The following is a 21,903-nucleotide window of genomic DNA, read 5'->3' on the forward strand; positions in this document are numbered from 1 at the left end:
GGGTTTCACACCATTTGCGCAACCGGGGAACGCGCCCTGCCCCCGGCCGGTCCGACGCCTGCCTAGCAGCCGTCGTACCCCGCGGTGGGCATGGAGAGGCGCCGGTGCACACGGGCCTTCATCTCCGCGTCGTACGTGGGTTCCGCCGAGCCCACCGTCTCCAGGCGGACCCCGCGCCGCGCGCACTCGGCGGTGAACGCGTCCACCGAGCTCAGCGCCACCCGCAGCACCCGGTCGCTGGGCGCGACGAACAGGTCGACCAGGCCCGCGTCGACGTCCGCCCACAGCACGTCGTGGTCGGGGCGCAGGGCGTGCACGAGGAGCTGGCGGGTGACGACGTAGCCGCGGTCGGCGGCCCAGCGGGCGCACATGGCGTACTGGCCGCGCGAGTCGACGAGGAAGGGGTCCGCGTCCAGTCGCTCCAGCGGGGTCAGCCCGGCAATGGCCGTGACCCGTAGTCCTGGGCCCATGGTGTCCCCCTCACCTCCAGCTTTCGGCGTCGACCCTACTCCTGCACGTAGGCTCGGGGGAGTCGCATGAAGGAGGCAACGGGTGCCGGTGGAGATCACCTGGTGGGGTCATGCCACCTGCACGGTCGAGGACGCGGGCACGCGCGTGCTCACGGATCCGCTCTTCGCCCGCCGCCTCGCCCATCTGCGACGGCGGCGCGGCGCTCCTCCGCCGCCCCGCGCCGCGCACGCCGATGTCGTCCTCGTCTCGCATCTGCACGCCGATCACCTGCACGTTCCGTCGCTGGCCCGGCTAGCGCCGGGGACCCGCGTGCTGCTGCCGCGGGGCGCGCGGCGCGCCGTGCCGGCGCTGCGGAGGCTGCGCTCGCTGCGGTTCGTCGAGGTCGAGCCGGGCGCCGAGGTCGAGGTCGGGAACGTCGTCATAAAAGCCGTGCGCGCCGATCACGACGGGCGGCGGCTGCCCGTGGGGCCGCAGCGCGCGCCCGCGCTCGGCTATGTGATGGCCGGTGAGGCCCGGACGTACTTCGCGGGCGACACCGGCCTCTTCGACGGGATGGCCGAGGCCGTCGGCGAGGTGGACGTGGCGCTGCTGCCGGTGGGCGGCTGGGGACCCTACCTGGGCTCGCACCATCTCGATCCGGCGCGGGCCGCCGAGGCGCTGACCCGGATCGCGCCGCGCGCGGCGGTGCCGGTGCACTACGGCACGTACTGGCCGATCGGCCTGGACGCGGTGCGCCCGCACGAGTTCCACACGCCGGGCGACGAGTTCGTGCGGCAGGCGGCGCTGCGCGCGCCCGGGGTGACGGTGCACCGGCTCGGGCACGGCGAGAGCGTGCGGCCTGAGGTGGCGGGACGGTGATGCTCGCCGTGACGACAGCCGTCGTGCCGCCGGAGTCGACGCAGCAGGCCGTCGGCTACCCCTCGCTGTTCCTGCTCGTCTTCATCGGCGCGCTCGTACCGGTGGTGCCCACGGGCGCGCTGGTGAGCTCCGCGGCGGTGGTGGCCTTCCACCAGACGCTCCCGTTCTCGCTGCTGATGGTGTTCGCGGTGGGCTCGCTCTCGGCGTTCCTCGGGGACGTGGCCCTGTACTGGCTCGGACAGCGCGGGATGCGCTCGAAGAACGGGTCGAAATGGCTGGAGGCCATCCGCGCGCGGGCGCCGGAGGAACGGCTGACACAGGCGCAGGACAAGCTCGCCGACCACGGGGTGACGGTGCTCGTCCTGTCGCGGCTCGTGCCGGCCGGGCGGATCCCGGTGATGCTGGCCTGTCTGCTCGCCAAGATGCCGCTGCGCCGGTTCGTGCGCGGCGACATCCCGGCCTGCCTGGCCTGGGCGGCGACGTACCAGGTGATCGGGATCGTCGGCGGTTCGCTGTTCGCCGAGCCGTGGGAGGGCATCGTCGCGGCGATCCTGCTGACCGTGCTGATCAGCGCGGTCCCGTCGGTGTGGCGGCGGATGCGGCGCCCGTCGGACCGTCAGCACGCCTGAGCCCCGGGCCGGTCCGCACGCGTACGGCCGCGCCGCGGCTCAGGCCGTCAGGACCCGCGAACCGCCGACCGGCAGGTCCCACAGCGACGCGCGGGCAAGGCCCGCCTTCTCCCAGGCGGCGCGGAGCCGGGTGAGCGGTTCCAGGACCGGCTCGGCCGACAGCAGGAACGTGGCCCAGTGCATGGGCGCCATGAAGCGGGCGCCCACGTCCTGTGCGGCCTGCACCGCGTCCTCCGGTGCGCAGTGCACGTCCTCCAGCCACCAGCGCGGGTCGTAGGCGCCGATGGGGAGCAGGGCCAGATCGATCCCCGGGTAGCGCAGACCGATCTCGCCGAACCAGTGGCCGTAGCCGGTGTCGCCCGCGAAGTAGACCCGCTGCCCTTCCCCGTCGGTGAGGACCCAGCCGCCCCACAGGGTGCGGCAGGTGTCGGTGAGGGTCCGCTTGGACCAGTGGTGGGCGGGCACGAAGTCGAATCTGACGCCGCGCAGTTCGGCCGCCTCCCACCAGTCGAGCTCGGTGACGCGTGTGAAGCGGCGGCGGGAGAACCAGCGGCCGAGCCCCGCGGGCACGAAGACGGGCGTCTCGCGCGGGAGTCTTCTGAGGGTCGGCCAGTCCAGATGGTCGTAGTGGTTGTGGCTGATGACGACCGCGTCGACGGCGGGCAGGGCACTCCAGGCGACGCCGACCGGGGTGATCCTGGCCGGGGTGCCGAGGATCTTCCGCGACCAGACCGGGTCGGTGAGGACGGTCAGGCCGCCGATGCGCACCACCCAGCTCGCGTGGCCCACCCAGGTGACGGCGACGGTGCGGGTGTCGACGTCCGGGAGCGGACCGGGCTCGAAGGGCAGGCTCGGGATGTCGGCGAGCCCCTCGGCCGTCGGCCGCACCTTGCCCTCGCGGGCGAACCGGGCGAAGGCCCGCAGGCCGGGGAGCGGCGCGGTCAGCCGGTCGGCGAAGGACTTGGGCCAGCGGCGCGGAACGTATCCGGTGCCTCCCCCGCCGAGCGGCCGCGGCTCGACGAGGGGCCGTGGGGACGCGGTGGCGCCGCCCCGCTCTCCCGCGCTCTCGTTGGTCGTCGCTCCGGACGTCTGCGTCATCGCTCGGACTCCCATCCTTCGCCTGCCGCACCCGTGCCTTCCGGGTCTGCGCGGTCACCGGGGTCGCGCAGCTCACCGAGCACGGACTCCACCATGCTCAACACCCTTGCCACGTGCGGCAATCCCAGGGGCTCCGGTGAGGTGAGAGACGCCGCGCGCTCGGCCGGGGTTGAGCCCAGCAGCGGCCCCGTGCACAGCCGGACGCGCAGGGCGCCCTGGTCGTCGCCGAAGCGGTGCCCGCCGGGCGCGGGCATCCCGAGCCGGTCGGTGAGGTACTCCTCCAGGTCCTGGGCGTCGGTGACCCCACGGGCCGACAGGCGCGGGCGCAGCCGCTCCAGGTCCACGTAGAGGTGGCGCCCGGCGCGCGGCGGTCGGGCCAGGCCGCCGGCCGCGAGCACCGTGCGGTGCAGGGCCGCGGCCACCCGGGCGTGCAGGGCGACGGCGGCGGTGCGGCGGGCGGTGACCTCCGCGCCCTCCTCCAGGACGTACGTCGCCGCCGCCGCGACCGGTGCGGCGAGGTGCGCGCCGGTCGCGGTGAGGATGTCGAGGGTGCGGGCGGCGAGCCGGTCGCCCTCGGCGGTCGGCGCGAAGCGGGCGCAGGCGGCGGGCAGCGACGGCGGCAGATACGCGCCGGTCAGATCGGTGAGGACGGTGACCCGGCCGGGGAACATCTCGGCGGGGCTGAACAGGACGGTGCCGGGCCCTGAGCCGTCCGGGCCGGGGTGGACGGTGTCGCGCCAGGTCTCGTCGCTGACGACGTGCAGGCCCTCCCCCACGGCGGCCTCCACGGCCTCGTGCAGCACTTCGGGCGGCGGCACGGTGGCCGTCGGGTCGTCGGCCACGGACACGACGAGCAGCCGGGGGTCGCCGCCCTCGGCTCTGACCCGGCGGACGGTCTCCAGGAGGGCGTACGGATCGGGGACGCCGCCGCACTCGGCGGGTGTCGGTACGTGGAAGACGTCCCGCCCGATGAGCCTGGCCTGCGGCACCCACCAGGCCGGGCAGGGGCGCGGCACCAGGACGTCACCGCCGAGCGCGGCGGTGAGCGCGAGCAGCAGCGGGGCGGCGCCGGGGGCCGCGGTGACCCGGGCCCGCTCGGGGGCCAGGCCGCGCCGCTGCCCGTGCCCGCGGGCCGCTTCGAGGAGTGCGGGCGGGCCGCCGGGCGGTTCGGGGTGGGCGCGGGCCGCCGCCGCGGCGACCACGGCGGCCAGCTCGGGCAGCACGGGCAGACCCGGCTCCGGCAGCGGCGGCCCGTAGCGCACGGGGCCGCGTCCTTCGGGGTCCGGGTGCCGCATGGTGCCTCCGTGCCGTGTTCGTCGCCGCGGTGGTGGTGCTGGAACCAGCCTCACATTCGAGGCCGGGTTCGCGCGCGGCGTGCTGCGCCGTGGCCGGTGCCGGAGCGACGGACATCCGAGGGCGCGGCCGCCTCACCGGGTCAGCGCCGTGAACTCCCGCTCGAGCCCGCGCCCCCGTTTCTCGACGACGGCGGAGGCCACCTCGGACAGTTTCCGGTTCGTGGCCTGCGAGATGCGGCGCAGCACGGTGAACGCGGCGTCCGCGTCGCAGCCCAGCACATGCATGACGATGCCGCATGCCTGGTCGACGACGGGCCGGGTGCGCAGCGCGGCGCCCAGCTGGTCCAGCTCGGTGAGCGCCGCGCGGTAGGAACGGTCGCGCAGCATGCAGGTCGCGGCGAGATCGCCGAGGGCGCGGACCGGGCCGTGCGGGGCGTCGGCGAGGGCGCCGGCGCGGAAGCTGTACAGGCTGAGCGTGACGGTGAGGTCCGCGCTGCGGAAGGGGATGGTCACGCTGGAGCGCACCCCGGAGTCGAGCGCGACCGCCCGGTACTGCGGCCAGCGCCGGTCCTCCAGCAGGTCGGTGGCGTCGACGGGGCTGCCCTGCTCCTCGGCCACGGGGATGGGCCCCTCGCCCGACCGCAGCTGCACGGAGATCAGGGCGGTCAGGTCGGGATGAGTGACGGCCGTCGGTCGCTCGTCGGTGCCGTCGGTCACGGTCGCCACCGCGCCGCAGCACTCGGCGGTGCAGCGCACCGCCTCCTCCGCGAGCTCGGAGAGCCTGCGGGCCGGGAGACCCGCTTCGGGGATGTCGGGAGCGAGATGCGCGGATCGCGCGGCATACGTCCCGAACGCCCGCTGCACGTCCGTCACTGGTTCGTTCCGGTCGGCCTTGCGCATCGGAAAAACGCCTCCTCACCTCTCTACGGCTTCCCCCACTCGGCCCCGGAAAACTGCTGTCCGGGATAGGTTCTCGGCATGGCTCAGATGGAAGAGTTCGGTGAGGAACTGGCGGATCTCGTGCGCCGGGTGGCGGAGTTGAAGGCCGCACGTTCCGTCCCCACCGAGGAGCTTCCGGCGGTCCTCGACGCCGCCCTTTTCGAACTCGATCACGCGGTACGCGAGTTGTGGCCGTGGTACGAGCGGCTGACCGCCGACAGCGGTGGCCCCAGCGGGCGTTCGGCCGGGGCCGACCGGCAGGAACAGCAGCTGCTGCGCGCCGTCTTCCAGCGGCTGCCGCTGCCGGTGGCGCTCGTGGACCGCGAGTGCGTGGTGCGCCGGCTGAACTTCGCGGCGACGAACTTCACCGGGGTGCGGGCCGGGTACGCGACCGGGCGCCCGCTGACCGGTCTGCTGGCGCACGCCGACCGGGCCGCCTTCCGTTCCCAGGTCGCCGCGGTGGCCAGGGGCGAGGGCGACCGGGGTCTGACGGTGCACCTCCAGCAGTCCGCGCAGCAGCCGGTCCGGGTCACGCTGACGGGCCTGCGCCCGGGCAACGAGCCGCGCACCACGGTGCTGGTCCTGCTGCAGCCCGGCGACGACTCCTCCGTGCCGCTGTCGCGCGCTGCGGCGACACCGCTCCCCGATCTCACGGAGACCAGCCGCCATCAGGCCCTGATGGATCTGATGGACGCGATGACGCGCGAGCTGCTCGCCGCTCCGGCCGGCGATCCGGCGGAGGTGCTGCGGCGCGCGGCACGGGTCCTGCACGCCCGGTTCGCCGACTGGGTCACGGCGGACACGGGAGCGGCCCGCCTCTCCCGGGTCACGGTGCTGGGCGCCGACGACGCGGCGGTGCGGGACATCGCCGCGCAGGACCCGGCGAGCGCGCCGCTGGTCGTGGAGGCGGCCCGCGGCGGGGCGCCCACGCTGCTGGTGCGCCCCGAGGACGCGCAGGCGCTGGGCACGGACGCGTCGGGCGCGCCGGTCCTGGTCCGGGCCGATGTCACCTCGCTGCTGTGCGTACCGCTGATCCCGTCGCCCGGCGAACCGGTCCAGGGCGTCCTCACCCTGTTCCGGTCCGCGGGCCGCCTGGCGTTCTCCATGGCGGAGGCGCAGGCGCTGGACGTGATGTCCCGGCACATCGCGCTGGCGATGGGCCGGCGGGGCTAGGGCCGGTCCGGCGGATCAGGCCGCATCCGTGCGGCCCGCGCCTTTCCTTGCCGGTGAGCGGGGTCTGGCGCGTCGAGATGCAAGGCGCAGGAGGGCGTCAACGCGAAGGGGGCACCTCCCGGCCGAGCCTGGCGGAGCCTGGTTCGAGGCTGGGGGAGTTGGCCACCGACGACAACGCCGCAGGTCCGCGTGGCAGGCCCCCCGCCCGCGACAAGATCCGCCGGACAGGCCCTGGCGAGCGTCACGCGGCGTCGGCGAGCACCTGGTCGCGCAGTCGGTCGCAGCACCGGCTGATCAGCCGGGACACGTGCATCTGCGAGATGCCCAGCTGCTCGGCGATCCGGCTCTGCGTCATGTCCCCGAAGAACCGCATGTAGAGGATGCGCCGCTCGCGTTCGGGCAGGGCGGCGATGCGCGGCTTGACGGCCTCGCGGTCGACGACGGTGTCGAGCGCGGGGTCGGCGGCGCCGAGCGCGTCGGACAGCGAGTAGCCGTCCTCGCTGCCGGGCAGCTCCGCGTCGAGGGAGAGCGCGGTGAAGCTCTCCAGGGCCTCAAGTCCGGTCCTGGCCTCGTCCTCGGTCATCCCGGCGTGCTCGGCGATCTCGCTCAGGGTCGGGGCGCGCCCCGAGATGCTCTGCGCGAGTTCGTGCTGCGCGAACCGGACGCGGTTGCGCAGGTCCTGGACCCTGCGCGGTACGTGCAGGGTCCACATGTGATCGCGGAAGTGGCGCTTGATCTCGCCGGTGACGGTGGGTACGGCGTAGCTCTCGAAGGCGTTGCCTCGCTCGGGGTCGTAGCGGTCGACGGCCTTGACCAGGCCGAGGGCGGCCACCTGCCGGAGGTCGTCGAGGGACTCACCGCGGTTACGGAAGCGGCCCGCGAGTCGCTCGGCCATCGGCAGCCACGCCTCGACCACCTCACGACGCAGTTCCTGGCGCTCGGCGCCGTCGGGCAGCTCACAGAGCCTGACGAAGGCCTCGGCGGTGTCGGGGGCGTCGTCGTGCGGATGGCGCTGACCTGGCTTCACCGGGTTCACGGGTGCGCTGGTTCGCGTTCGCATGGATCGCAACTCCCTGGTGGTGCGTTGTGGTGCCTGGGTTCGGTGGTCACCGTGGGAGTCGCGCCCCGAGCGGGATCGGACACACCCGGGGGGCGGAGGCAGCGGTGCTGCGGCCTCGGACGCGTACGCGCTGCGTACGGGTCCCTCCCACGGACGTGCCTCCTGTCCGAAGCACTGTTGTCCGCCTGCCCCTGAGGTGCCGGGGCAAACACCCCGGCAGCTCGGGAGAGGGGGCAAAAGGCCCGGGAACGGATCAGTGGACGGGGGCGGCGGGCGGGGGTGCGTCCTGTTCCTTCGGGCGTGGCAGCAGCCACTCCTCGTACCGGCCGAGCGCGAGCAGCAGGCCCAGCATGCCGACCGGCACGAGGACCGTGAGAAGTTCCATGGTCTGTCCTTCCCCAGCGAGCGGAGCGAGGGGTGACGGGCTCCGGGTCTCCCCGGCCGGAACCGGCAAACCCGCGGGTGTCGGCCACAGTCCGTCGGGTACGCGACCGGGCACCCCCGAGTCACCCGAGTCACTGGAGGGACAGATGCAGCGAGGCAGCCACCGGATGAGCGCCCACCGCGACGACGAGATGAAGCACGAGCTGCAGGGTCTGCTGCGGTCCGGGCACCCCACCAGGACCGAGGAGTGGCACGACCCCGAGCCGGTGGCCGACGACGATCCGGAGGTGGCCGGCGGCCCCGTGCTGCCCGGCGCGGGACCGGGCCGGCTCGCGGCCGTCCGCCTCGAACTGGCGCGGCTGCTGGGCCGGACCGCGTTCCCCGCGACGCCCGCGCCGCTCGCCGGGCTGCTGCGCGAGCGGTCCGCGCCGGACGCGCTCGTCGACCAGGTGGCGGCCCTGCCGTCCGGGACCGAATTCCGTACGGCGTCGGAGCTGGCCAGGGCACTCACCGGCGGTGCGGAACGACAGGAATGAAGTGCCGCCGCACGGGTACTGCGGCCGGGGATCCGGAGGCAGTCGAGGGAGCGGAAGGACCCACGGTCATGGCCGATGTGGTGAGGGAAGTCATGACGCCAGGCGCGGTGGCGGTACGCCCCGACGCCTCACTGGTGGAAGCCGCGCAGTTGATGCGCGCCCAGGACATCGGCGATGTCCTGGTGGCGGACGAGGCGGGCCTCGTCGGAGTGCTGACGGACCGGGACATCACATTGCGGGCCGTCGCCGACGGCGCGGATCCGCTGACCGTCAGCGCGGAGGCGGTGTGCACGCCGCATCCGGTGGCGGTCGGGCCGGACGACGCGGTCTCCGCGGCGGTGACGCTGATGCGCGAGCACGCGGTGCGCCGTCTTCCGGTCGTCGAGGACGGCCGGGTGGTGGGCATGGTGAGCCTGGGCGACCTGGCTCTCACCCAGGATCCGGAATCCGCCCTCGCCGACATCAGCGGCGCGGCACCGGACACCTGGGCGGGCGGCACGCCGACCTGAACCGCCCCGCACACCCGCACAAGTGAATCCGTACGAAGCATCCGTACAGAGCATCCGTACAAGGGAGTTGAGCACGTCATGCGCATCGCGTTCCTGGTGGCACCCGAGGGCGTCGAGCAGGTGGAGCTGACCGATCCCTGGCAGGCCGTGCGGGACGCGGGCGGCGAGCCCGTGCTCGTGTCGACGCGCCCCGGCGAGGTGCAGGCCTTCCACCATCTGGACCGGGCGGACACGTTCCCGGTCGACACGACCGTCGGGGAGCTCTCGGCGACCGGCGCCGAGGGTTTCGACGCGCTGGTCCTGCCGGGCGGCGTCGCCAACCCCGACCAGCTGCGCACCGACGCGGACGCGGTGGCGTTCGTACGGGACTTCTTCCGGCGCGGTCTGCCGGTCGCGGCGATCTGCCACGCCGCGTGGACGCTCGTGGAGGCGGACGTGGTGCGCGGCCGCACGCTGACGTCGTGGCCGAGCCTGGCCACCGACATCCGCAACGCGGGCGGCACCTGGGTCGACCAGCAGGTGAAGGTCTGCACGGGTGGCCCCAACGTGCTGGTGACCAGCCGCAGGCCGGATGACCTCAAGGCGTTCGACGAGGCCCTGCTCGAGCAGGTCAGCGGGGTCTGAGCCGGGGCTGGTACCGGCCCGGCGGAGTTGAGCCGGGCCGGGTGCCGCCGGGATCCGCGACGGTCCCGTCCGGGGGACGGTGAACTGTCAGGACCGCCCGGGGGTGAGATCCCCGCGACGTGTCGACGGTAGATCGTGCGCACCGGCGAAACGATCCGCTGAACGCGGTCGTTGTCCGTTGCACGCACCCGGTGTGCGGGGATCCGCGCCCGTATGCGGGCGGTTCCCTGGTGGCTGCCGCGTGGTTGCCGGGCGGCTGGCGCGCGGTCGCCGGGTGGCTGCCGCGCGGTCGCCGTCCGTCCGGGTCAGGTCGTGCGCAGGTCGGCGTGCATCGGGACGCCGTCGGGTCCTTCACGCAGGGACTGGGACGGGACCCGGCCGTACTTGGCCCGGTACTGCTCCGCGAACCGGCCCAGGTGGCCGAAGCCCCAGCGGTGGGCGATGTCGCCGACCGTCGTCGTGCGCGGGTCGGCCGCGCACAGGTCGGCGTGCGCCCGCTCCAGGCGGACCGAGCGCAGATACGTCATCGGCGGCATGCCCACGTACCGGGCGAACGCTTCCTGCAGCCAGCGCACTCCGACCCGCGCCTGCGCGGCGAGTTCCGCGGTGGTGAAGGGGTGTTCGGGCCGTTCCCGCATCGCGTCCATGGCCCGCTTGACCGGAGCGGGCCGCAACCCGCCCGCCGGGCGGTCCAGTTCGTCCCGGTAGCGGTGCTGCGCGCTCAGCAGCAGACCGTTGAGGATCGCGTCCCGCAACGGGGCGGCGACCAAAGGGTGTTCGACCAGCCGCATCGGCTGGTGCAGGTCCTCGACGAGCGTCCCGACGAGACTCGCCCAGGTCCTGCCGCGTCCCTGCGTCAGGTCGAGAGCGGGGTCGAGGAGGATGGGGCCGCGCACGGCGCGGCCGGTGAGTTCCTCCACCCGCCGCTCCAGAAGCGAGCGTTCGAACTTGATGGCGATCACCCTTCCCTCGCCCGTCCAGTGGTCCACGGACGTCTTGCCGTCGGGCTGGAACAGCGCGGCCGTGCCCGGCGCGGTGATCTGCACCGGGTGGCTCGCCTGGTGCCAGGCGAGCGGGGCGCCGACCGGGATGTTCACGTGGTAGCAGCCCAACTCCCCGCAGCGCACCCGGACATCGGCCCCGCACACCAGGTCCCCCACCGTGATCCCGTCGAGGGCCAGCACCTCGAACGCGGCTCCGAACCTTTCGGGACGCGCGAGCACGTCCAGCCGATTGGCATAGAACGCGTCCTTGATCGCTTCCATGGCCCGGTCGACCTCGCCCGTCCGCAAGGACGTTCTCGCCACCCTGTCCCCCCGCGATGACTCGTCATGACTCGTCGTACGCGCGTCATGCCCGTGCGTACCCGCTGAATCAGCAGCGTACGACGGCGGCGGGGCTCTGGCGACGTCACCTGCGGCGAGCGCCCGCACGGGTGCGCCCTTGTGCCGCCACGCGCTCCGGATGGCGGCGCAGATACTCCGCTTCCAGCAGGGCCGTACGCGAGGTGTGATTCCGCAACGCGTCCACCGATCCGTGCAGCAGGGTGTCGTGCCGGGTCCGGTGCAGGGATTCGAGTTCGGCCATGAGGTGCGGTTCGTCGAGGCGTTCCGGGTCGACCCCGTACGCATCGAACTCGGCGTCCACCGGGGCCCGTCGGCGTTCGGTTCGCTCCTGCACCTTGTGCGGCTCGCGCAGTTCGTCCATCGGAACTCACCTTTCACTCGTCTGCGTCACGTGGTGTCTGTCCGTGTCCGGTCCGGGTACCCGCGCCGCAGGTGGTATCCCGCCCGCCACGCCCGCGGTCGCCAAGGAGGCAGACATGGACCTCGCGTTCCTCACCCCGCTGTGCGAGCGGCCAGGCCCCTGGGCCTCCGTCTACGTCGACGCCTCGCGGCTCGCCGGATCCACCGCCGAGGAACGCTCGTCGGAGGCGCTCGGGGTACAGCGCGCGCTCGCCTGCTCGGGGGCCGACGAGGCGACGTGCCATGCGGTGCGGATGGCCGTGGACGAGTTGTGGCACTCCCCTGAGCCCGTCGGCCGGGCGTTCTTCGCCACCGGCGGCGAAGTGGTGCTCGATCCGCCGCTGAGCACGGCGCCGCCCGGTACGTCGGCGCGGTGGGCGGCGCTGCCGCACACCACTCCCCTGCTCGATCTGGCCGGTGAGGAGCCGCTGTGGCTGGTCGCGGACACCGGGGAGCCGGACGCAGCCGAGGTCGCCGAGGCGCTCACCCGCCGCCAGGCCGAGACGCGGGCCGAGTTCGTCGTGCTCGTCGGGGACGACAAGGAGTGTGCCGCCGTGCGCGACCGGTTGCCCGCGGCACTGCGGGTGCGGCACGGGACCGGCGGGCTGGAGTCGTTCGCCGCGGCGCGCGGGCGGGGCGAGGGGGCCGCGGAGGGGGTGCCCGCGCTGGTCGAGGCGGCGCGCGAGCACCGGATCTCGGAGTTGCTCGTCCGGGCGGGCGGGGCGGAGGCCTGCCGGCAGGTCTGGGTCGGCTCGGTGCCGGACCAGATCGGGGTGCGGCGGGCGGATGTTCTGGCGCTCGGGGCGCGGGACGCCTTTCCCGGGCGGGCGGACGATGCCCTCATGCTGTGCGCTGCGGCGAGCGGGGCGGGCGCACTCTCCCTCTCCGGCCCCCCAGGAGCCCTCGCCGCCCTCCTGCACCCCCCGCACTGACCCTCCACCGCGTGCCGGCCCCACAGCCTTGGGCAATCTGCCGCCATGGGCGGCAGGGTGGGCAAGGCGGCACCCCAGCGCGGGGCGAGCGCTCCAACCGGCCTCCAGCTCGGTCCCGGCCCCGCCATCGCCGGGTGTGGGCCCGGTGGGGGCTGGTCGCGCAGTTCCCCGCGCCCCTGACGGGGCACACCTCGCCGCCGGTCGCCACCCCCGACGGGGCTCACCTCACCGCCGGTCGCGCCCCGCGGCGGAACCGCACATGGACACAGCCCCGCGCCCCTGACGGGGCGCGCCCCGCCGCCGGTCGCGCCCCCGACAGGGCGCGGCCCCCATCGATCGGGTGCGCCCGGCAGGGCTAGCGCTGGCGTTCGACCCTCCGCTCGTCCCACACCGGCTCCGTCGTCTCCCGGACCTTGCCGTCCGATCCGAAGACCAGGAAGCGGTCGAAGGAGCGGGAGAACCAGCGGTCGTGGGTGACGGCCAGGACCGTGCCGTCGAAGGACTCCAGGCCCTCCTGAAGCGCCTCGGCCGATTCGAGGTCGAGGTTGTCCGTGGGCTCGTCCAGAAGGAGGGCCGTGGCGCCCTCCAGCTCCAGGAGGAGGATCTGGAACCGGGCCTGCTGGCCACCCGAGAGGCGCTCGAAGTTCTGTTCCGCCTGGGCCGTCAGCTCGTAGCGCCGCAGGAGAGACATCGCCGCACCCCGGTCCTTGGCGTGGTCGCGCCACAGGATGTCGAGCAGCGGACGCCCCTGGAGCTCGGGATGGGCGTGGGTCTGGGCAAAGTGCCCGGGAACGACCCGCGCCCCCAGCTTCCACATCCCGGAGTGCGCCACGGAGTCGTCGCCGGCGAGCAGCCGCAGGAAGTGCGACTTGCCGGAGCCGTTCGAGCCGAGCACCGCGACCCGCTCGCCGTAGAAGACCTCCAGCGAGAATGGGTTCATCAGGCCGGTGAGTTCCAGGTTCTCGCAGGTCACGGCCCGCACCCCGGTGCGGCCGCCCTTCAGCCGCATGGTGATGTCCTGCTCGCGCGGCGGCTCCGGCGGCGGCCCCGCCTCCTCGAACTTGCGCAGCCGGGTCTGGGCCGCGGCGTAGCGGGAGGCCATCTCATGGCTGACCGCGGCCGCCTGCCGCAGGTTGATCACCAGCTTCTTCAGCTGCGCGTGCTTCTCGTCCCAGCGCCGCCGCAGCTCCTCGAAGCGGGCGAACCGCTCCTGTCGCGCCTCGTGGTACGTCGAGAAGCCGCCGCCGTGCACCCAGGCGTCGGCGCCGCCGGGACCGGGCTCGACGCTGACGATCTTCTCGGCGGAGCGGGCGAGCAGCTCGCGGTCGTGGGAGACGAACAGGACCGTCTTGCGGGTCTCGCGGAGCTTCTCCTCCAGCCAGCGCTTGCCGGGGACGTCCAGGTAGTTGTCCGGCTCGTCGAGCAGGAGGACCTCGTCGGTGCCGCGCAGCAGGGCTTCGAGGACCAGGCGTTTCTGCTCACCGCCCGAGAGCGTGCTCACCTCACGGAACTGCGCCTTGTCGTACGGGACGCCGAGCGCGGCCATGGTGCACATGTCCCAGAGCGTCTCGGCCTCGTAGCCCTGCACCTCGGCCCAGTCGGACAGGGCCTGCGCGTACTGCATCTGCGCGGCCTCGTCGTCGACCGTCATGATCGCGTGCTCGGCCTTGTCGACGGCTTTCGCCGCTTGCTGAATGCGCGGGGACGCGACCGATACGAGCAGGTCACGGACCGTCGTCTCGTCGCGGACCGAGCCGACGAACTGGCGCATCACGCCGAGCCCGCCGCCGACCGTGACGGTCCCGCCGTGCGGCTGGAGCTCGCCGGAGATCAGCCGGAGCAGGGTCGTCTTGCCCGCCCCGTTGGGCCCCACCAGGGCGACCACCGCGCCCTCGCCGACCCTGAACGAGACATCACCGAGCAGCGCCCGCCCGTCCGGCAAGTAGTACTCGAGGTGCGCCGCTTCCAGATGTCCCATGATCCCGCATTCTGGACGCCCGTGCGGGTGACGGGCAAACGAATACCGTTCCGGGCCCTGGGTGCGCGACGGGTCTCGGGGTAGTCGTCGTCACATGTGTGCCGATTTCTTTCCCTCGCCGCCGCCGCTGGAGGCCGCCCGGCCCGGACCGTCCCTGCGCGGCCGGCTCGCCGGTCTCGACCGCCGGGTCTTCGAGTTCGCCGCCGGATCGAACTGGCCCGGCGCCGAGCGCGTCCTGCCCCGGCTCAGCCGCGCCGCCAACCACGGTGTGCTCTGGTTCGCGATCGGCGGCGCCCTGGCCGTGAGCGGCTCGCCGCGGGCCCGCAGGGCCGCCGTGCGCGGGATCGCGTCGCTGGCCGTGGCGTCGGCCACCATCAACACGCTCGGCAAGCGCTCGGTGCGCCGCGCCCGGCCGCTGCTCGACCCGGTGCCGCTGGCCCGCCGTCTGAAGCGGCAGCCCTTCACGACGTCGTTCCCCTCGGGGCACTCGGCGTCGGCGGCGGCGTTCGCGACCGGCGTGGCCCTGGAGTCGCGGGGCCTGGGCGCGCTCGTCGCCCCGGTGGCGTTCTCCGTGGCGGCCTCCCGCGTCTACACCGGCGCCCATTTCCCGGGCGACGTCGTCGCGGGCGCGGCGCTCGGCGTGGGCGCCGCGTTCGCCGTACGGGGTCTGGTGCCGACGCGTGACCAGATGCCGTCGCCGGGACGGCCGCTGGTCGACGACGTCCCGGCGCTGCCGGGCGGCGAGGGCCTGGTGATGGTGGTGAACACCAAGGCCGGGACGCCGGAGCGGGTGAAGGCGCTGGCCGACGCGCTGCCCCGGGCGGAGATCGTGGAGTTCTCCGACGGCGATCTCGCGCAGGTCCTGCAGAAGGCGGCGCCGCGGGCCCGCGCGCTCGGCATCTCGGGCGGCGACGGCTCGGTGAACACGGCGGCGCGGGTGGCCATGGAGCACGGTCTGCCGCTGGCGGTGCTGCCCGGCGGCACCCTCAACCACTTCGCGTACGACCTCGGGATCGAGGACGCGGGCGATCTCGTCCGGGCCGTGCAGGGCGGCGACGCGGTCGCGGTCGACGTGGGGCGCTTCGAGTCCTCCGAGACGTCGGGCATCTTCCTCAACACCTTCAGCCTGGGTGCCTATCCGGAGCTGGTGCACGAGCGCGAACGCTGGTCGGCGCGGCTCGGCGGGCGGCTCGCCGATGTGGTGGCGGCGGTGCACGTGCTGCGCCGCGACCATCCGCTGGAGGCCGAACTGGGGGGAAAGAAGCGGAAGTTGTGGCTGCTGTTCGCGGGCAACTGCACCTACCGGCGGATGGGCCTGACGGCGGGCCGGCGCGCGGACCTCGCCGACGGCCTGCTCGACGTACGCACCGTCAGCGGCGGGCGGCTGCCCGGCGTCCGGCTCCTCGCGGCGGCGGCCTCCGGCCCGCTGTCCCGTTCCCCGTTCCACACCGCGACCCGGATGACCCGGTTGCACGTGGCGGGCATCGCGCCGGGCACCCCGCTCGCCTATGACGGTGAAGTCGCCCCGTGCGGACGGGAGTTGACGGTCACCAAGGGACACGAGGAGCTGCGCGTGTACCGGCCGCTGACCATACTGTGAGACAGGGGTCTCAGAATACGGCCAACCGGCGTACGGTGATCACATCGCCCGGGGCGCCCGCCCCGGGGCGACCCGTCGCACCGTGACGTGAAGGGATCGGGCCATGCCTCAGGAGACCGCCGTGTACACCCACGGACACCACGAGTCCGTGCTGCGTTCGCACACCTGGCGCACCGCCGCCAACTCGGCGGCCTACCTGCTCGACTCGGGGGCGATCAAGCCGGACGCGAAGATCCTGGACATCGGCTGCGGCCCCGGCACCATCACCGCCGATCTGGCCGCCCTGGTCCCCCAGGGACAGGTGGTCGGCGCCGACCACGCCGAGGGCATCGTGGCGCAGGCCCGCGCGACGGCGGCCGAACGGGGCCTGACCAACACGGAGTTCACCACGGCCGACGTGCACGCGCTGCAGTGGGAGGACGACACCTTCGACATCGTGCACGCGCACCAGGTGCTGCAGCACGTCGGCGATCCGCTCCAGGCGCTGCGCGAGATGCGGCGCGTCACGAAGCCGGGCGGGATCGTCGCCGCCCGGGACTCCGACTACTCGGTCTTCGCGTGGTATCCGCAACTGCCCGGCATGGACGACTGGCTGGACCTGTACCGCCGCGTCGCCCGTGCCAACGGCGGGGAGCCGGACGCCGGACGCTTCCTGAAGTCCTGGGCCATGCAGGCCGGTTTCGCCCGCGAGGACGTCACGTGCTCGGCCGGCACCTGGTGCTACGCGACGGCGGAGGAGATCGACTGGTGGAGCGGGCTGTGGGCGGACCGCACCGTCGCCTCCGCGTACGCCGACCGCGCGAAGGACGGACACGCGACGGCCGAGCAGCTGACGGCGGTCTCCGAGACGTGGCGGGAGTGGGGCACGCACGACGACGCGTGGTTCACCGTGGTGCACGGCGAGATCCTGGCCCGCAAGCAGTAGCGCAGCCATCCGGCGGCCCGAGGTCGAACTCCAGAGCCTCGGGGCGCCGCCCACGCCTGACGCTCGCGGCGTCTCAGCCGCCCTGCCCGCCCCGGCGCCCCGACCGCCCCGATCCTCGCGGCGCCTCCTCCAGCGCGGCCAGGCGCTCCCTCAACTCGGCGTTCTCCCGCGCGAGTTCCTTGCGCCGGGCGCCCGACGACAGCGCCGGGTCGTCCTCCCACCAGTCGATGCCCATCTCCTTCGCCTTGTCGATCGAGGCGACGATCAGGCGCAGCTTGATGGTGAGCAGTTCGATGTCGAGCAGGTTGATCCGGATGTCGCCCGCGATGACGACGCCTTTGTCGAGGACCCGTTCCAGGATGTCGGCGAGGTTGGCCCCGCCGTCACCCCGGTAGGGCTCGGGGAAGCGGCCGCCGCCCCTGGTGGCCGTCGTCATCGGCGGGCCCCGCTGCCGGCGCGCTCCCGGCCGCGCGCGGGTTCCTCGTCGCCCTCGGGTTCTTCGTCCTCGGGCTCCTCCTCGTACGCGTCGCCGGCGTCCTCGTCCTCGTACTCCTCGTAGCCGGCCTCGTCGTCGTAACCCTCGTCGTCGGACTCGCCCTCCTCGGGCTCCTCCTCGTACGCGTCGTCGGGCTTGCCCTCCTGCTGTTCCTGCTCCGACTCCTGCTCGGGTTCCTGCTCCTGCTCGGGTTCCTGCTCCTGCTGCTCGCGCTCTTCCTCCTCCTGCGCGACGGCGTCCTCGTGGCTGGTGACGACCTCGCCGTCGCGGATCTCGCCGCGCCAGCCGTCGCTCGCCTCGCCGCGGATCGTCACGAACCGCGCGTAGTGCTTGAGGTCGAGGCGGGCCCTGCGGCCCTGGGCGCGCCAGATGTTGCCGGTCTTCTCGAACAGGCCCTTGGGGTAGTACTCGATGACGAGCAGCACCCGCGTGAGGTTCTCGGCGAGCCGGTGGAAGGTGACGACACCCTTCGTGGTGCCCTTCGCGCCCTCCGACGTCCACTGGATCCGGTCGTCCGGCACCTGTTCGGTCGTGTGCGCCTTCCAACTCCGGTTGGACCAGAAGACCTTGAGCTGCCAGTCGGACGTGACGTCGTCGGCGCGGTTGGCGTTCTTGACGCCCTTCGCGAACGTGGAGAACTCCTGGTACTGCGTCCACTGGTCGTACGCGGTGCGCAGATCGACGCCGACGTCGATGAACTCCATGATGACGGTCGGCTTCTTGCCCGCGCCGCCCTTGCGCTTGCCCTTGCCGCCGAGGCCCTTGAACGCCCCGACGACCTTGTCCTTCAGATGCCCCGCGCCGAGTTCGACGGCGCTGCGCACCGGGCCCTTGCCCTCGGCGAGTTTGCGGCCGCCGTCGAGGGCGAGCTTGGCGAAGCCGGGGCTCCTGCCCTCCGCGATGTCGTTCAGCTTCAGGGTCGTCTCGCCGAGCTTGCGGCCCGCGCCCATCAGCAGCCGCTGGGCCTGCGCGGCGAGGTACTCCTGTGCTTCGGCCTTGAGATGGTCGGCGGCCTCGCTCTTGGCCAGGCCTCCGAGCGCCTTCGTGGGAGAGTCAGCCACGGTCCCGGCCTCCCTTCGCGGCGCGGGTCGCACGGCCCGCGGTCTTCTTGGCGGCACTCTGCGGCCCCCCCGCCTGCTTCACGGCCCTCTTGGCGGGGGCCTTCTTCGCCGCGGTCTTCTTGGCCGCCGGCTTCTTGGCCGCGGTCTTCTGGGCGGGTGCGCGGCGCGCGGTCGACGTGCCCGTCCGGGGCCGGTCGGCGCCCTGGGCGCGTCGGCCCCTGCGCTCGTCCCCGTCGTCCCGCGACTCCGCCTCGGGATCCTTGCGGGACGGCTCCTCGCCCTCGTCCTCTTCCTTGTCCTCTTCCTTGTCCTCGGCGTCGTACCGCTCGGCCTCGGCGCCGTCCCCGCCGCTGTCCTCGTCGTCGTACGGCTCGTCCTCGTAGGACTCGTCCTCGTCACGGCCGCGCCGTCCCCGGCCCGGTATCACCGTGCCGGTGACCCGCTCCCCCGCGTCCCGCACGTCGTCGGCATCGGGTGCGACGCCCGCGATCTGGTCGCGCACGCCCTGCGTACGGTCGTGCAGGCGGCCCGCGAGTCCCTCGATCTGCCGCTCCACGAGCGCCCCGGACGCCGCCTTGCCGACGCCGCGCAGGTCCTGGCGGAGCTGGTCGCCGATCTCCTTGAACTGCGGGTTGTTCTGCAGCTGCTGGGAGACCAGGTCGCCGATCGCGCGCGGACTGAGCTTCAGCCGCTTGCCGGCGACCATGGTGCCGACGGCGAACGCCAGCTTCATCTTCTTCGTACGTCCGAGGACGTAACCGGCCCCTACCGCGAGGCCGAGCGCTGCTCGGTTCACGCTTCACTTCCCTTCAAGCCGGTCGAGGAGCTCGTCCTCGATCCGGTCGAACGTCTCCTGGTCGATCTCTCCCGCCGTCAACTTCTCTTCCAGCGCGGCGAGTTCGGAACGGATCACCGCCGGGTCGTAGTAGTGCCGCTCGGCCTCCGCCAGCACCTGCTCCATCACCCACAGCGATCCGCGGACCGGCGCGAGCGGCAGCAGCAGCACTTCCTTCACCAGGCCCACCGCCTCACTCCGTGCTGTCCGCCGGTGCGGACGGGCCCGGCTCCACGAAGCTGTACGGCGGGAGCGGTCCGTTGACGGTGATGTCGAGGTGCGGGTGGCTCGTGCGGATCGTCTCGACCGCGGCGAGGAAGCGCTCGGCGCCGTCCCGCTTCACGAGGAAGGAGACGTTGGCCAGCCAGCCGGTGCCCTCGGGCCCGGTGGAGACGGCCTCCGCGTCCGGTTCGAGCAGATGCTGCAGCTCCACCGCGTCCTCGGCCTCGCGGGCCTGCACAGCGGCGACCACCAGCTCGCCGAGCCGCAGTCGCTCCTCATAGGTTCCGCCGCCCGCCTGCCGGTTGGCCTCGATCACGGTGCGGACCTCGGGGTTCTCGGCCATCACCCGGTGCAGCACGGCCTCTTCGTCGTGCTGCGCCTTGACGTTGTACTCGACCTTTCCGTCCAGGGCGCGCAGCCGCTCCTCGTAGTGCTCCGCGCGCTCGGCCAGCACCGCGGCGACCGACTCGTCGTCGGGGGCGAGGCTGCCGAACCGCATCGGCAGCACGGGCCCCGCCGCCCCGGCCTCGGCGAGCACGCTCTGGTGGGCGAGCAGGTCGCGCCGCTTGGGCCGCAGGTCCTCGGGGGCGTCGCTGACGATCGCCGCGAGCGGCCCCTTCTTGACGAGGTGCACCGTGCGCGCGGGTTCGCCGATGCCGGCCATGCCGTCGGGCAGGCCGGGATGCCCGGCGCTCGCGATGCCGTAGATGTAGGTGCTGGTCACTCCTGCTCCTCCTTACGGCGGCTCGGGGCGCGACGGGTGCGCCTCGGCTCGGCCTGGCCCTCCTCACGGGCCTGGCTGAAGGCGTCGGAGATGGTCTGCGCGGCACCGGTCAGGGCGCCCTTGGACTTGCCGCGGGCGCCGGACTCGACCGAGTCGCCGACGATGTCGGTCAGCCCGGACGGCTTCTTGCTGCCGGTCTCCAGGTCGAGCCGGTTGCACGCCTCGGCGAACCGCAGATAGGTGTCGACGCTGGCCACGACGACCCGGACGTCGATCTTCAGGATCTCGATGCCGACCAGCGAGACGCGGACGAACGCGTCGATGACGAGCCCACGGTCCAGGACGAGTTCGAGTACGTCGTACAGGCCGCTGGTGCCACCACCGCCGCCTGACTGCTGTGCGGGAACCACGGTCATGGGAGCCGGTCCTCCTTGTCTGTGTGGGTGGTGCGAGGCGGAGAAGGGCGGCCTAGCGGCCGCCGGGCCTTCGCGACTCGGCCCGCCCGCGCTCGTAGCGCCGGACCCGCCGGTACCCGGTGAGCACGCCCTGCGGGTCCAGGCTCACCCGGTAGCTCGCCAGCAGACTCATCGTGTCGGGGACCCGGGCCACTTCGAGGACCTCGATCTCCAACTCCCAGCCGTCCTCGGTGCGTTCGAAGGACGACACGGTTTCGGCCGCCATCCCGGTGAGCTCCGCCAGCTGGATGCGCGCCTCGCGCAGCACCTCCATGGGCCCCGGGGCGCGACCGGACTCGTCCTGCGTCTTCTCGCCTTGCGTCTTGTTGTTCTTGTCGTCGGTGTCAGTGTCCGACTTGCTGCTGTCGGTCATGGCAGCCTCACCCTCCGGGTCGCCTGAAAAGCCCTGGCCAAACCTTTCAACTCCCCTTCCGTGCACGGAGTTTGCGCCGGGCGGGGCCAAGGGCCCGCCCCTTGCCGAGCAGCCCGCTCCACGGGTTGGTGCGGGCCTGCGCCACCGCGTCGGCGATGGTCCAGCGCCGTGCGTGCGTGCCCGGTTCCGCCAGCTGCTCCCAGGTCAGCGGGGTGGCCACGGGGGCGCCCTTGCCGGCCCGCACGCTGTAGGGCACGACGGCGGTCTGGGCGTATCCGTTGCGCAGCACGTCGAGGTAGAGCCGGCCGCCGCGGTCCTTCTTGCGCGGGGCCGTGGTGAGGGTGTCGGGGTGGTCGGCGGCCAGCGCGTCCGCGACCTCCTTGGCGAACTCCCGGGTCTCGTCGAAGTCGTGGTGTCCGTCGATCGGTACGACGATGTGGACGCCGCGTGATCCGGTGGTCATCGGCGCCCCGGGCAGCCCCAGTTCGTCGAGCATCCCGTGCAGCAGCCGGGCCGCCTCGCGGACCTCGGTGAAGTCGTCCTCGGCGGGGTCGAGGTCGAACACGAGCCGGTCGGGGCGGTCTATCCGGCCGACGCGGGACTGCCACCGGTGCAGGGTGAGGGCGGCCTGGTCGACGAGGTACAGCAGGGTAGCGGTGTCCTCGCACACGGTGTGCGTGACGGTGCCGCCCTCTTTGGCGACCTCGACCCGCCGGATCCACTCCGGGTAGCTGTCCGGGGTGTCCTTCTGCATGAACCGGGGCCCGTCGACGCCGTCGGGGTGGCGCTCCAGCATCAGGGGGCGGCCGCGCAGGTGCGGCAGCATGAACGGGGCGATCTCGCGGTGGTAGTCGGCGAGATCCGCCTTGGTGATGCCGTCGGGGATCAGCACCTTGTCGGGTCGGTGCAGGTCGATGCTCCGGCTTCCGGCGCGCATGGTTCGAACGTCGTCTTTCATGGTGGCCGCCTCCCTCGGGCACC

At 73.2% G+C, this 21,903-nt stretch carries 26 protein-coding genes; 9 read left to right on the forward strand and 17 right to left on the reverse strand.

Features of this window, described 5'->3' with window-relative positions; all coding sequences use genetic code 11:
* Positions 1-62: 62 nt before the first annotated feature.
* Positions 63-470: a hypothetical protein gene (locus J3486_RS07395; RefSeq protein WP_207819286.1), complete on the reverse strand. Its 408-nt coding sequence runs from the start codon at positions 468-470 to the stop codon at positions 63-65.
* Positions 471-552: 82 nt separating this feature from the next.
* Between J3486_RS07395 and J3486_RS07400 the strand changes: the two genes are divergently transcribed.
* Positions 553-1,329, forward strand: coding sequence for an MBL fold metallo-hydrolase (locus J3486_RS07400; protein ID WP_207819288.1), 777 nt, complete (start codon positions 553-555; stop codon positions 1,327-1,329).
* Positions 1,329-1,958 carry a DedA family protein gene (locus tag J3486_RS07405; protein WP_207819290.1) on the forward strand — a complete coding sequence of 210 codons (630 nt, stop codon included), beginning with the start codon at positions 1,329-1,331 and terminating at the stop codon, positions 1,956-1,958. The genes J3486_RS07400 and J3486_RS07405 overlap by 1 nt, the downstream gene beginning before the upstream one ends.
* Before the next feature lie 39 nt (positions 1,959-1,997).
* Here the strand turns inward: J3486_RS07405 and J3486_RS07410 are convergent, their stop codons facing one another.
* The 3 genes from J3486_RS07410 to J3486_RS07420 all read right to left on the reverse strand — a co-directional run bounded on the left by J3486_RS07410 (position 1,998) and on the right by J3486_RS07420 (position 5,251).
* Entirely contained in the window at positions 1,998-3,056 is a 1,059-nt protein-coding gene (locus J3486_RS07410) for an MBL fold metallo-hydrolase (RefSeq protein ID WP_207819291.1), read from the reverse strand.
* A complete protein-coding gene (locus tag J3486_RS07415; RefSeq protein WP_207819293.1) occupies positions 3,053-4,351 on the reverse strand; it encodes an aminotransferase class I/II-fold pyridoxal phosphate-dependent enzyme in 1,299 nt (432 codons plus the stop codon). The genes J3486_RS07410 and J3486_RS07415 overlap by 4 nt, the downstream gene beginning before the upstream one ends.
* Positions 4,352-4,483: 132 nt before the next feature.
* Positions 4,484-5,251, reverse strand: coding sequence for an ANTAR domain-containing response regulator (locus J3486_RS07420; RefSeq protein WP_207819294.1), 768 nt, complete (start codon positions 5,249-5,251; stop codon positions 4,484-4,486).
* A 78-nt stretch (positions 5,252-5,329) separates the two neighbouring features.
* On the opposite strand from J3486_RS07420, the gene J3486_RS07425 reads away from it, so the two are divergent.
* On the forward strand, positions 5,330-6,463 hold the full coding sequence (locus tag J3486_RS07425) for a PAS domain-containing protein (protein ID WP_207819296.1): 1,134 nt from the start codon (positions 5,330-5,332) through the stop codon (positions 6,461-6,463).
* Between the two features lie 241 nt (positions 6,464-6,704).
* On the opposite strand, the gene J3486_RS07430 is transcribed toward J3486_RS07425, so the two are convergent.
* Complete coding sequence (locus J3486_RS07430; protein ID WP_207819298.1) at positions 6,705-7,523, reverse strand: RNA polymerase sigma factor SigF; 819 nt, start codon at positions 7,521-7,523, stop codon at positions 6,705-6,707.
* Positions 7,524-7,776: 253 nt separating this feature from the next.
* Positions 7,777-7,908: a hypothetical protein gene (locus J3486_RS44630; RefSeq protein ID WP_267878166.1), complete on the reverse strand. Its 132-nt coding sequence runs from the start codon at positions 7,906-7,908 to the stop codon at positions 7,777-7,779.
* A 145-nt stretch (positions 7,909-8,053) separates the two neighbouring features.
* Here J3486_RS44630 and J3486_RS07435 point away from each other — a divergent pair, with 145 nt between their 5' ends.
* From J3486_RS07435 to J3486_RS07445, 3 genes are all read left to right on the forward strand, one after another.
* Positions 8,054-8,443 (forward strand): DUF2795 domain-containing protein, encoded by a 390-nt coding sequence (locus J3486_RS07435; protein ID WP_207819300.1) that lies wholly within the window; start codon positions 8,054-8,056, stop codon positions 8,441-8,443.
* A gap of 68 nt (positions 8,444-8,511) precedes the next feature.
* Positions 8,512-8,952, forward strand: coding sequence for a CBS domain-containing protein (locus tag J3486_RS07440; RefSeq protein WP_207819302.1), 441 nt, complete (start codon positions 8,512-8,514; stop codon positions 8,950-8,952).
* Positions 8,953-9,030: 78 nt separating this feature from the next.
* Positions 9,031-9,576 carry a type 1 glutamine amidotransferase domain-containing protein gene (locus J3486_RS07445; protein ID WP_207819303.1) on the forward strand — a complete coding sequence of 182 codons (546 nt, stop codon included), beginning with the start codon at positions 9,031-9,033 and terminating at the stop codon, positions 9,574-9,576.
* Positions 9,577-9,881: 305 nt separating this feature from the next.
* Here the strand turns inward: J3486_RS07445 and J3486_RS07450 are convergent, their stop codons facing one another.
* Both J3486_RS07450 and J3486_RS44635 read right to left on the reverse strand, forming a co-directional pair.
* Positions 9,882-10,883, reverse strand: a complete 1,002-nt coding sequence (locus J3486_RS07450; RefSeq protein WP_207819304.1) for an AraC family transcriptional regulator — start codon at positions 10,881-10,883, stop codon at positions 9,882-9,884.
* Between the two features lie 103 nt (positions 10,884-10,986).
* Positions 10,987-11,283 (reverse strand): DUF6158 family protein, encoded by a 297-nt coding sequence (locus tag J3486_RS44635; RefSeq protein WP_207819740.1) that lies wholly within the window; start codon positions 11,281-11,283, stop codon positions 10,987-10,989.
* A gap of 115 nt (positions 11,284-11,398) precedes the next feature.
* On the opposite strand from J3486_RS44635, the gene J3486_RS07460 reads away from it, so the two are divergent.
* A complete protein-coding gene (locus tag J3486_RS07460) occupies positions 11,399-12,253 on the forward strand; it encodes a hypothetical protein (RefSeq protein WP_207819305.1) in 855 nt (284 codons plus the stop codon).
* A 355-nt stretch (positions 12,254-12,608) separates the two neighbouring features.
* On the opposite strand, the gene J3486_RS07465 is transcribed toward J3486_RS07460, so the two are convergent.
* Positions 12,609-14,231 (reverse strand): ABC-F family ATP-binding cassette domain-containing protein, encoded by a 1,623-nt coding sequence (locus tag J3486_RS07465; protein WP_207819306.1) that lies wholly within the window; start codon positions 14,229-14,231, stop codon positions 12,609-12,611.
* A gap of 94 nt (positions 14,232-14,325) precedes the next feature.
* On the opposite strand from J3486_RS07465, the gene J3486_RS07470 reads away from it, so the two are divergent.
* The gene (locus tag J3486_RS07470) at positions 14,326-15,831 is read left to right on the forward strand and encodes a bifunctional phosphatase PAP2/diacylglycerol kinase family protein (RefSeq protein WP_207819307.1); all 1,506 of its coding nucleotides are present in this window, start codon (positions 14,326-14,328) and stop codon (positions 15,829-15,831) included.
* Between the two features lie 103 nt (positions 15,832-15,934).
* Positions 15,935-16,756, forward strand: coding sequence for a class I SAM-dependent methyltransferase (locus J3486_RS07475; protein WP_207819309.1), 822 nt, complete (start codon positions 15,935-15,937; stop codon positions 16,754-16,756).
* A gap of 73 nt (positions 16,757-16,829) precedes the next feature.
* Here the strand turns inward: J3486_RS07475 and J3486_RS07480 are convergent, their stop codons facing one another.
* Genes J3486_RS07480 through ligD form a run of 8 tightly spaced genes read right to left on the reverse strand, consistent with a single transcriptional unit; the run spans position 16,830 to position 21,859 of the window.
* Positions 16,830-17,192: a gas vesicle protein gene (locus J3486_RS07480; protein WP_207819311.1), complete on the reverse strand. Its 363-nt coding sequence runs from the start codon at positions 17,190-17,192 to the stop codon at positions 16,830-16,832.
* Entirely contained in the window at positions 17,189-18,313 is a 1,125-nt protein-coding gene (locus tag J3486_RS07485; protein WP_307804722.1) for an SRPBCC family protein, read from the reverse strand. The genes J3486_RS07480 and J3486_RS07485 overlap by 4 nt, the downstream gene beginning before the upstream one ends.
* Positions 18,306-19,109, reverse strand: a complete 804-nt coding sequence (locus tag J3486_RS07490) for a DNA primase (RefSeq protein WP_207819312.1) — start codon at positions 19,107-19,109, stop codon at positions 18,306-18,308. The genes J3486_RS07485 and J3486_RS07490 overlap by 8 nt, the downstream gene beginning before the upstream one ends.
* A gap of 3 nt (positions 19,110-19,112) precedes the next feature.
* Positions 19,113-19,337 carry a gas vesicle protein GvpG gene (locus J3486_RS07495; RefSeq protein WP_207819314.1) on the reverse strand — a complete coding sequence of 75 codons (225 nt, stop codon included), beginning with the start codon at positions 19,335-19,337 and terminating at the stop codon, positions 19,113-19,115.
* Positions 19,338-19,341: 4 nt separating this feature from the next.
* Complete coding sequence (locus J3486_RS07500) at positions 19,342-20,094, reverse strand: GvpL/GvpF family gas vesicle protein (protein ID WP_207819316.1); 753 nt, start codon at positions 20,092-20,094, stop codon at positions 19,342-19,344.
* Positions 20,091-20,510 (reverse strand): gas vesicle structural protein GvpA, encoded by a 420-nt coding sequence (locus J3486_RS07505; protein WP_207819317.1) that lies wholly within the window; start codon positions 20,508-20,510, stop codon positions 20,091-20,093. Before J3486_RS07505 ends, J3486_RS07500 begins: the two co-directional genes overlap by 4 nt.
* Positions 20,511-20,562: 52 nt before the next feature.
* On the reverse strand, positions 20,563-20,922 hold the full coding sequence (locus tag J3486_RS07510) for a gas vesicle protein (RefSeq protein ID WP_207819319.1): 360 nt from the start codon (positions 20,920-20,922) through the stop codon (positions 20,563-20,565).
* 46 nt (positions 20,923-20,968) lie between these two features.
* Positions 20,969-21,859, reverse strand: a complete 891-nt coding sequence (gene ligD, locus J3486_RS07515) for a non-homologous end-joining DNA ligase (protein ID WP_207819321.1) — start codon at positions 21,857-21,859, stop codon at positions 20,969-20,971.
* Positions 21,860-21,903 lie beyond the last annotated feature (44 nt).

Source organism: Streptomyces sp. VRA16 Mangrove soil, assembly GCF_017377775.1.
In the GTDB taxonomy this organism is placed as follows: Bacteria; Actinomycetota; Actinomycetes; order Streptomycetales; family Streptomycetaceae; genus Streptomyces.

What these genes read in the sequence shown, in the direction of transcription:
- J3486_RS07505 (WP_207819317.1), bottom strand. Translation starts at nt 20,510, where the DNA reads ATGACCGTGGTTCCCGCACAGCAGTCAGGCGGCGGTGGTGGCACCAGC.
- J3486_RS07445 (WP_207819303.1), top strand. Translation starts at nt 9,031, where the DNA reads ATGCGCATCGCGTTCCTGGTGGCACCCGAGGGCGTCGAGCAGGTGGAG.
- J3486_RS07470 (WP_207819307.1), top strand. Translation starts at nt 14,326, where the DNA reads ATGTGTGCCGATTTCTTTCCCTCGCCGCCGCCGCTGGAGGCCGCCCGG.
- J3486_RS07475 (WP_207819309.1), top strand. Translation starts at nt 15,935, where the DNA reads ATGCCTCAGGAGACCGCCGTGTACACCCACGGACACCACGAGTCCGTG.
- J3486_RS07435 (WP_207819300.1), top strand. Translation starts at nt 8,054, where the DNA reads ATGCAGCGAGGCAGCCACCGGATGAGCGCCCACCGCGACGACGAGATG.
- J3486_RS07410 (WP_207819291.1), bottom strand. Translation starts at nt 3,056, where the DNA reads ATGACGCAGACGTCCGGAGCGACGACCAACGAGAGCGCGGGAGAGCGG.
- ligD (WP_207819321.1), bottom strand. Translation starts at nt 21,859, where the DNA reads ATGCGCGCCGGAAGCCGGAGCATCGACCTGCACCGACCCGACAAGGTG.
- J3486_RS44635 (WP_207819740.1), bottom strand. Translation starts at nt 11,283, where the DNA reads ATGGACGAACTGCGCGAGCCGCACAAGGTGCAGGAGCGAACCGAACGC.
- J3486_RS07480 (WP_207819311.1), bottom strand. Translation starts at nt 17,192, where the DNA reads ATGACGACGGCCACCAGGGGCGGCGGCCGCTTCCCCGAGCCCTACCGG.
- J3486_RS07510 (WP_207819319.1), bottom strand. Translation starts at nt 20,922, where the DNA reads ATGACCGACAGCAGCAAGTCGGACACTGACACCGACGACAAGAACAAC.
- J3486_RS07460 (WP_207819305.1), top strand. Translation starts at nt 11,399, where the DNA reads ATGGACCTCGCGTTCCTCACCCCGCTGTGCGAGCGGCCAGGCCCCTGG.
- J3486_RS07420 (WP_207819294.1), bottom strand. Translation starts at nt 5,251, where the DNA reads ATGCGCAAGGCCGACCGGAACGAACCAGTGACGGACGTGCAGCGGGCG.
- J3486_RS07425 (WP_207819296.1), top strand. Translation starts at nt 5,330, where the DNA reads ATGGCTCAGATGGAAGAGTTCGGTGAGGAACTGGCGGATCTCGTGCGC.
- J3486_RS44630 (WP_267878166.1), bottom strand. Translation starts at nt 7,908, where the DNA reads ATGGAACTTCTCACGGTCCTCGTGCCGGTCGGCATGCTGGGCCTGCTG.
- J3486_RS07405 (WP_207819290.1), top strand. Translation starts at nt 1,329, where the DNA reads ATGCTCGCCGTGACGACAGCCGTCGTGCCGCCGGAGTCGACGCAGCAG.
- J3486_RS07430 (WP_207819298.1), bottom strand. Translation starts at nt 7,523, where the DNA reads ATGCGAACGCGAACCAGCGCACCCGTGAACCCGGTGAAGCCAGGTCAG.
- J3486_RS07395 (WP_207819286.1), bottom strand. Translation starts at nt 470, where the DNA reads ATGGGCCCAGGACTACGGGTCACGGCCATTGCCGGGCTGACCCCGCTG.
- J3486_RS07465 (WP_207819306.1), bottom strand. Translation starts at nt 14,231, where the DNA reads ATGGGACATCTGGAAGCGGCGCACCTCGAGTACTACTTGCCGGACGGG.
- J3486_RS07440 (WP_207819302.1), top strand. Translation starts at nt 8,512, where the DNA reads ATGGCCGATGTGGTGAGGGAAGTCATGACGCCAGGCGCGGTGGCGGTA.
- J3486_RS07415 (WP_207819293.1), bottom strand. Translation starts at nt 4,351, where the DNA reads ATGCGGCACCCGGACCCCGAAGGACGCGGCCCCGTGCGCTACGGGCCG.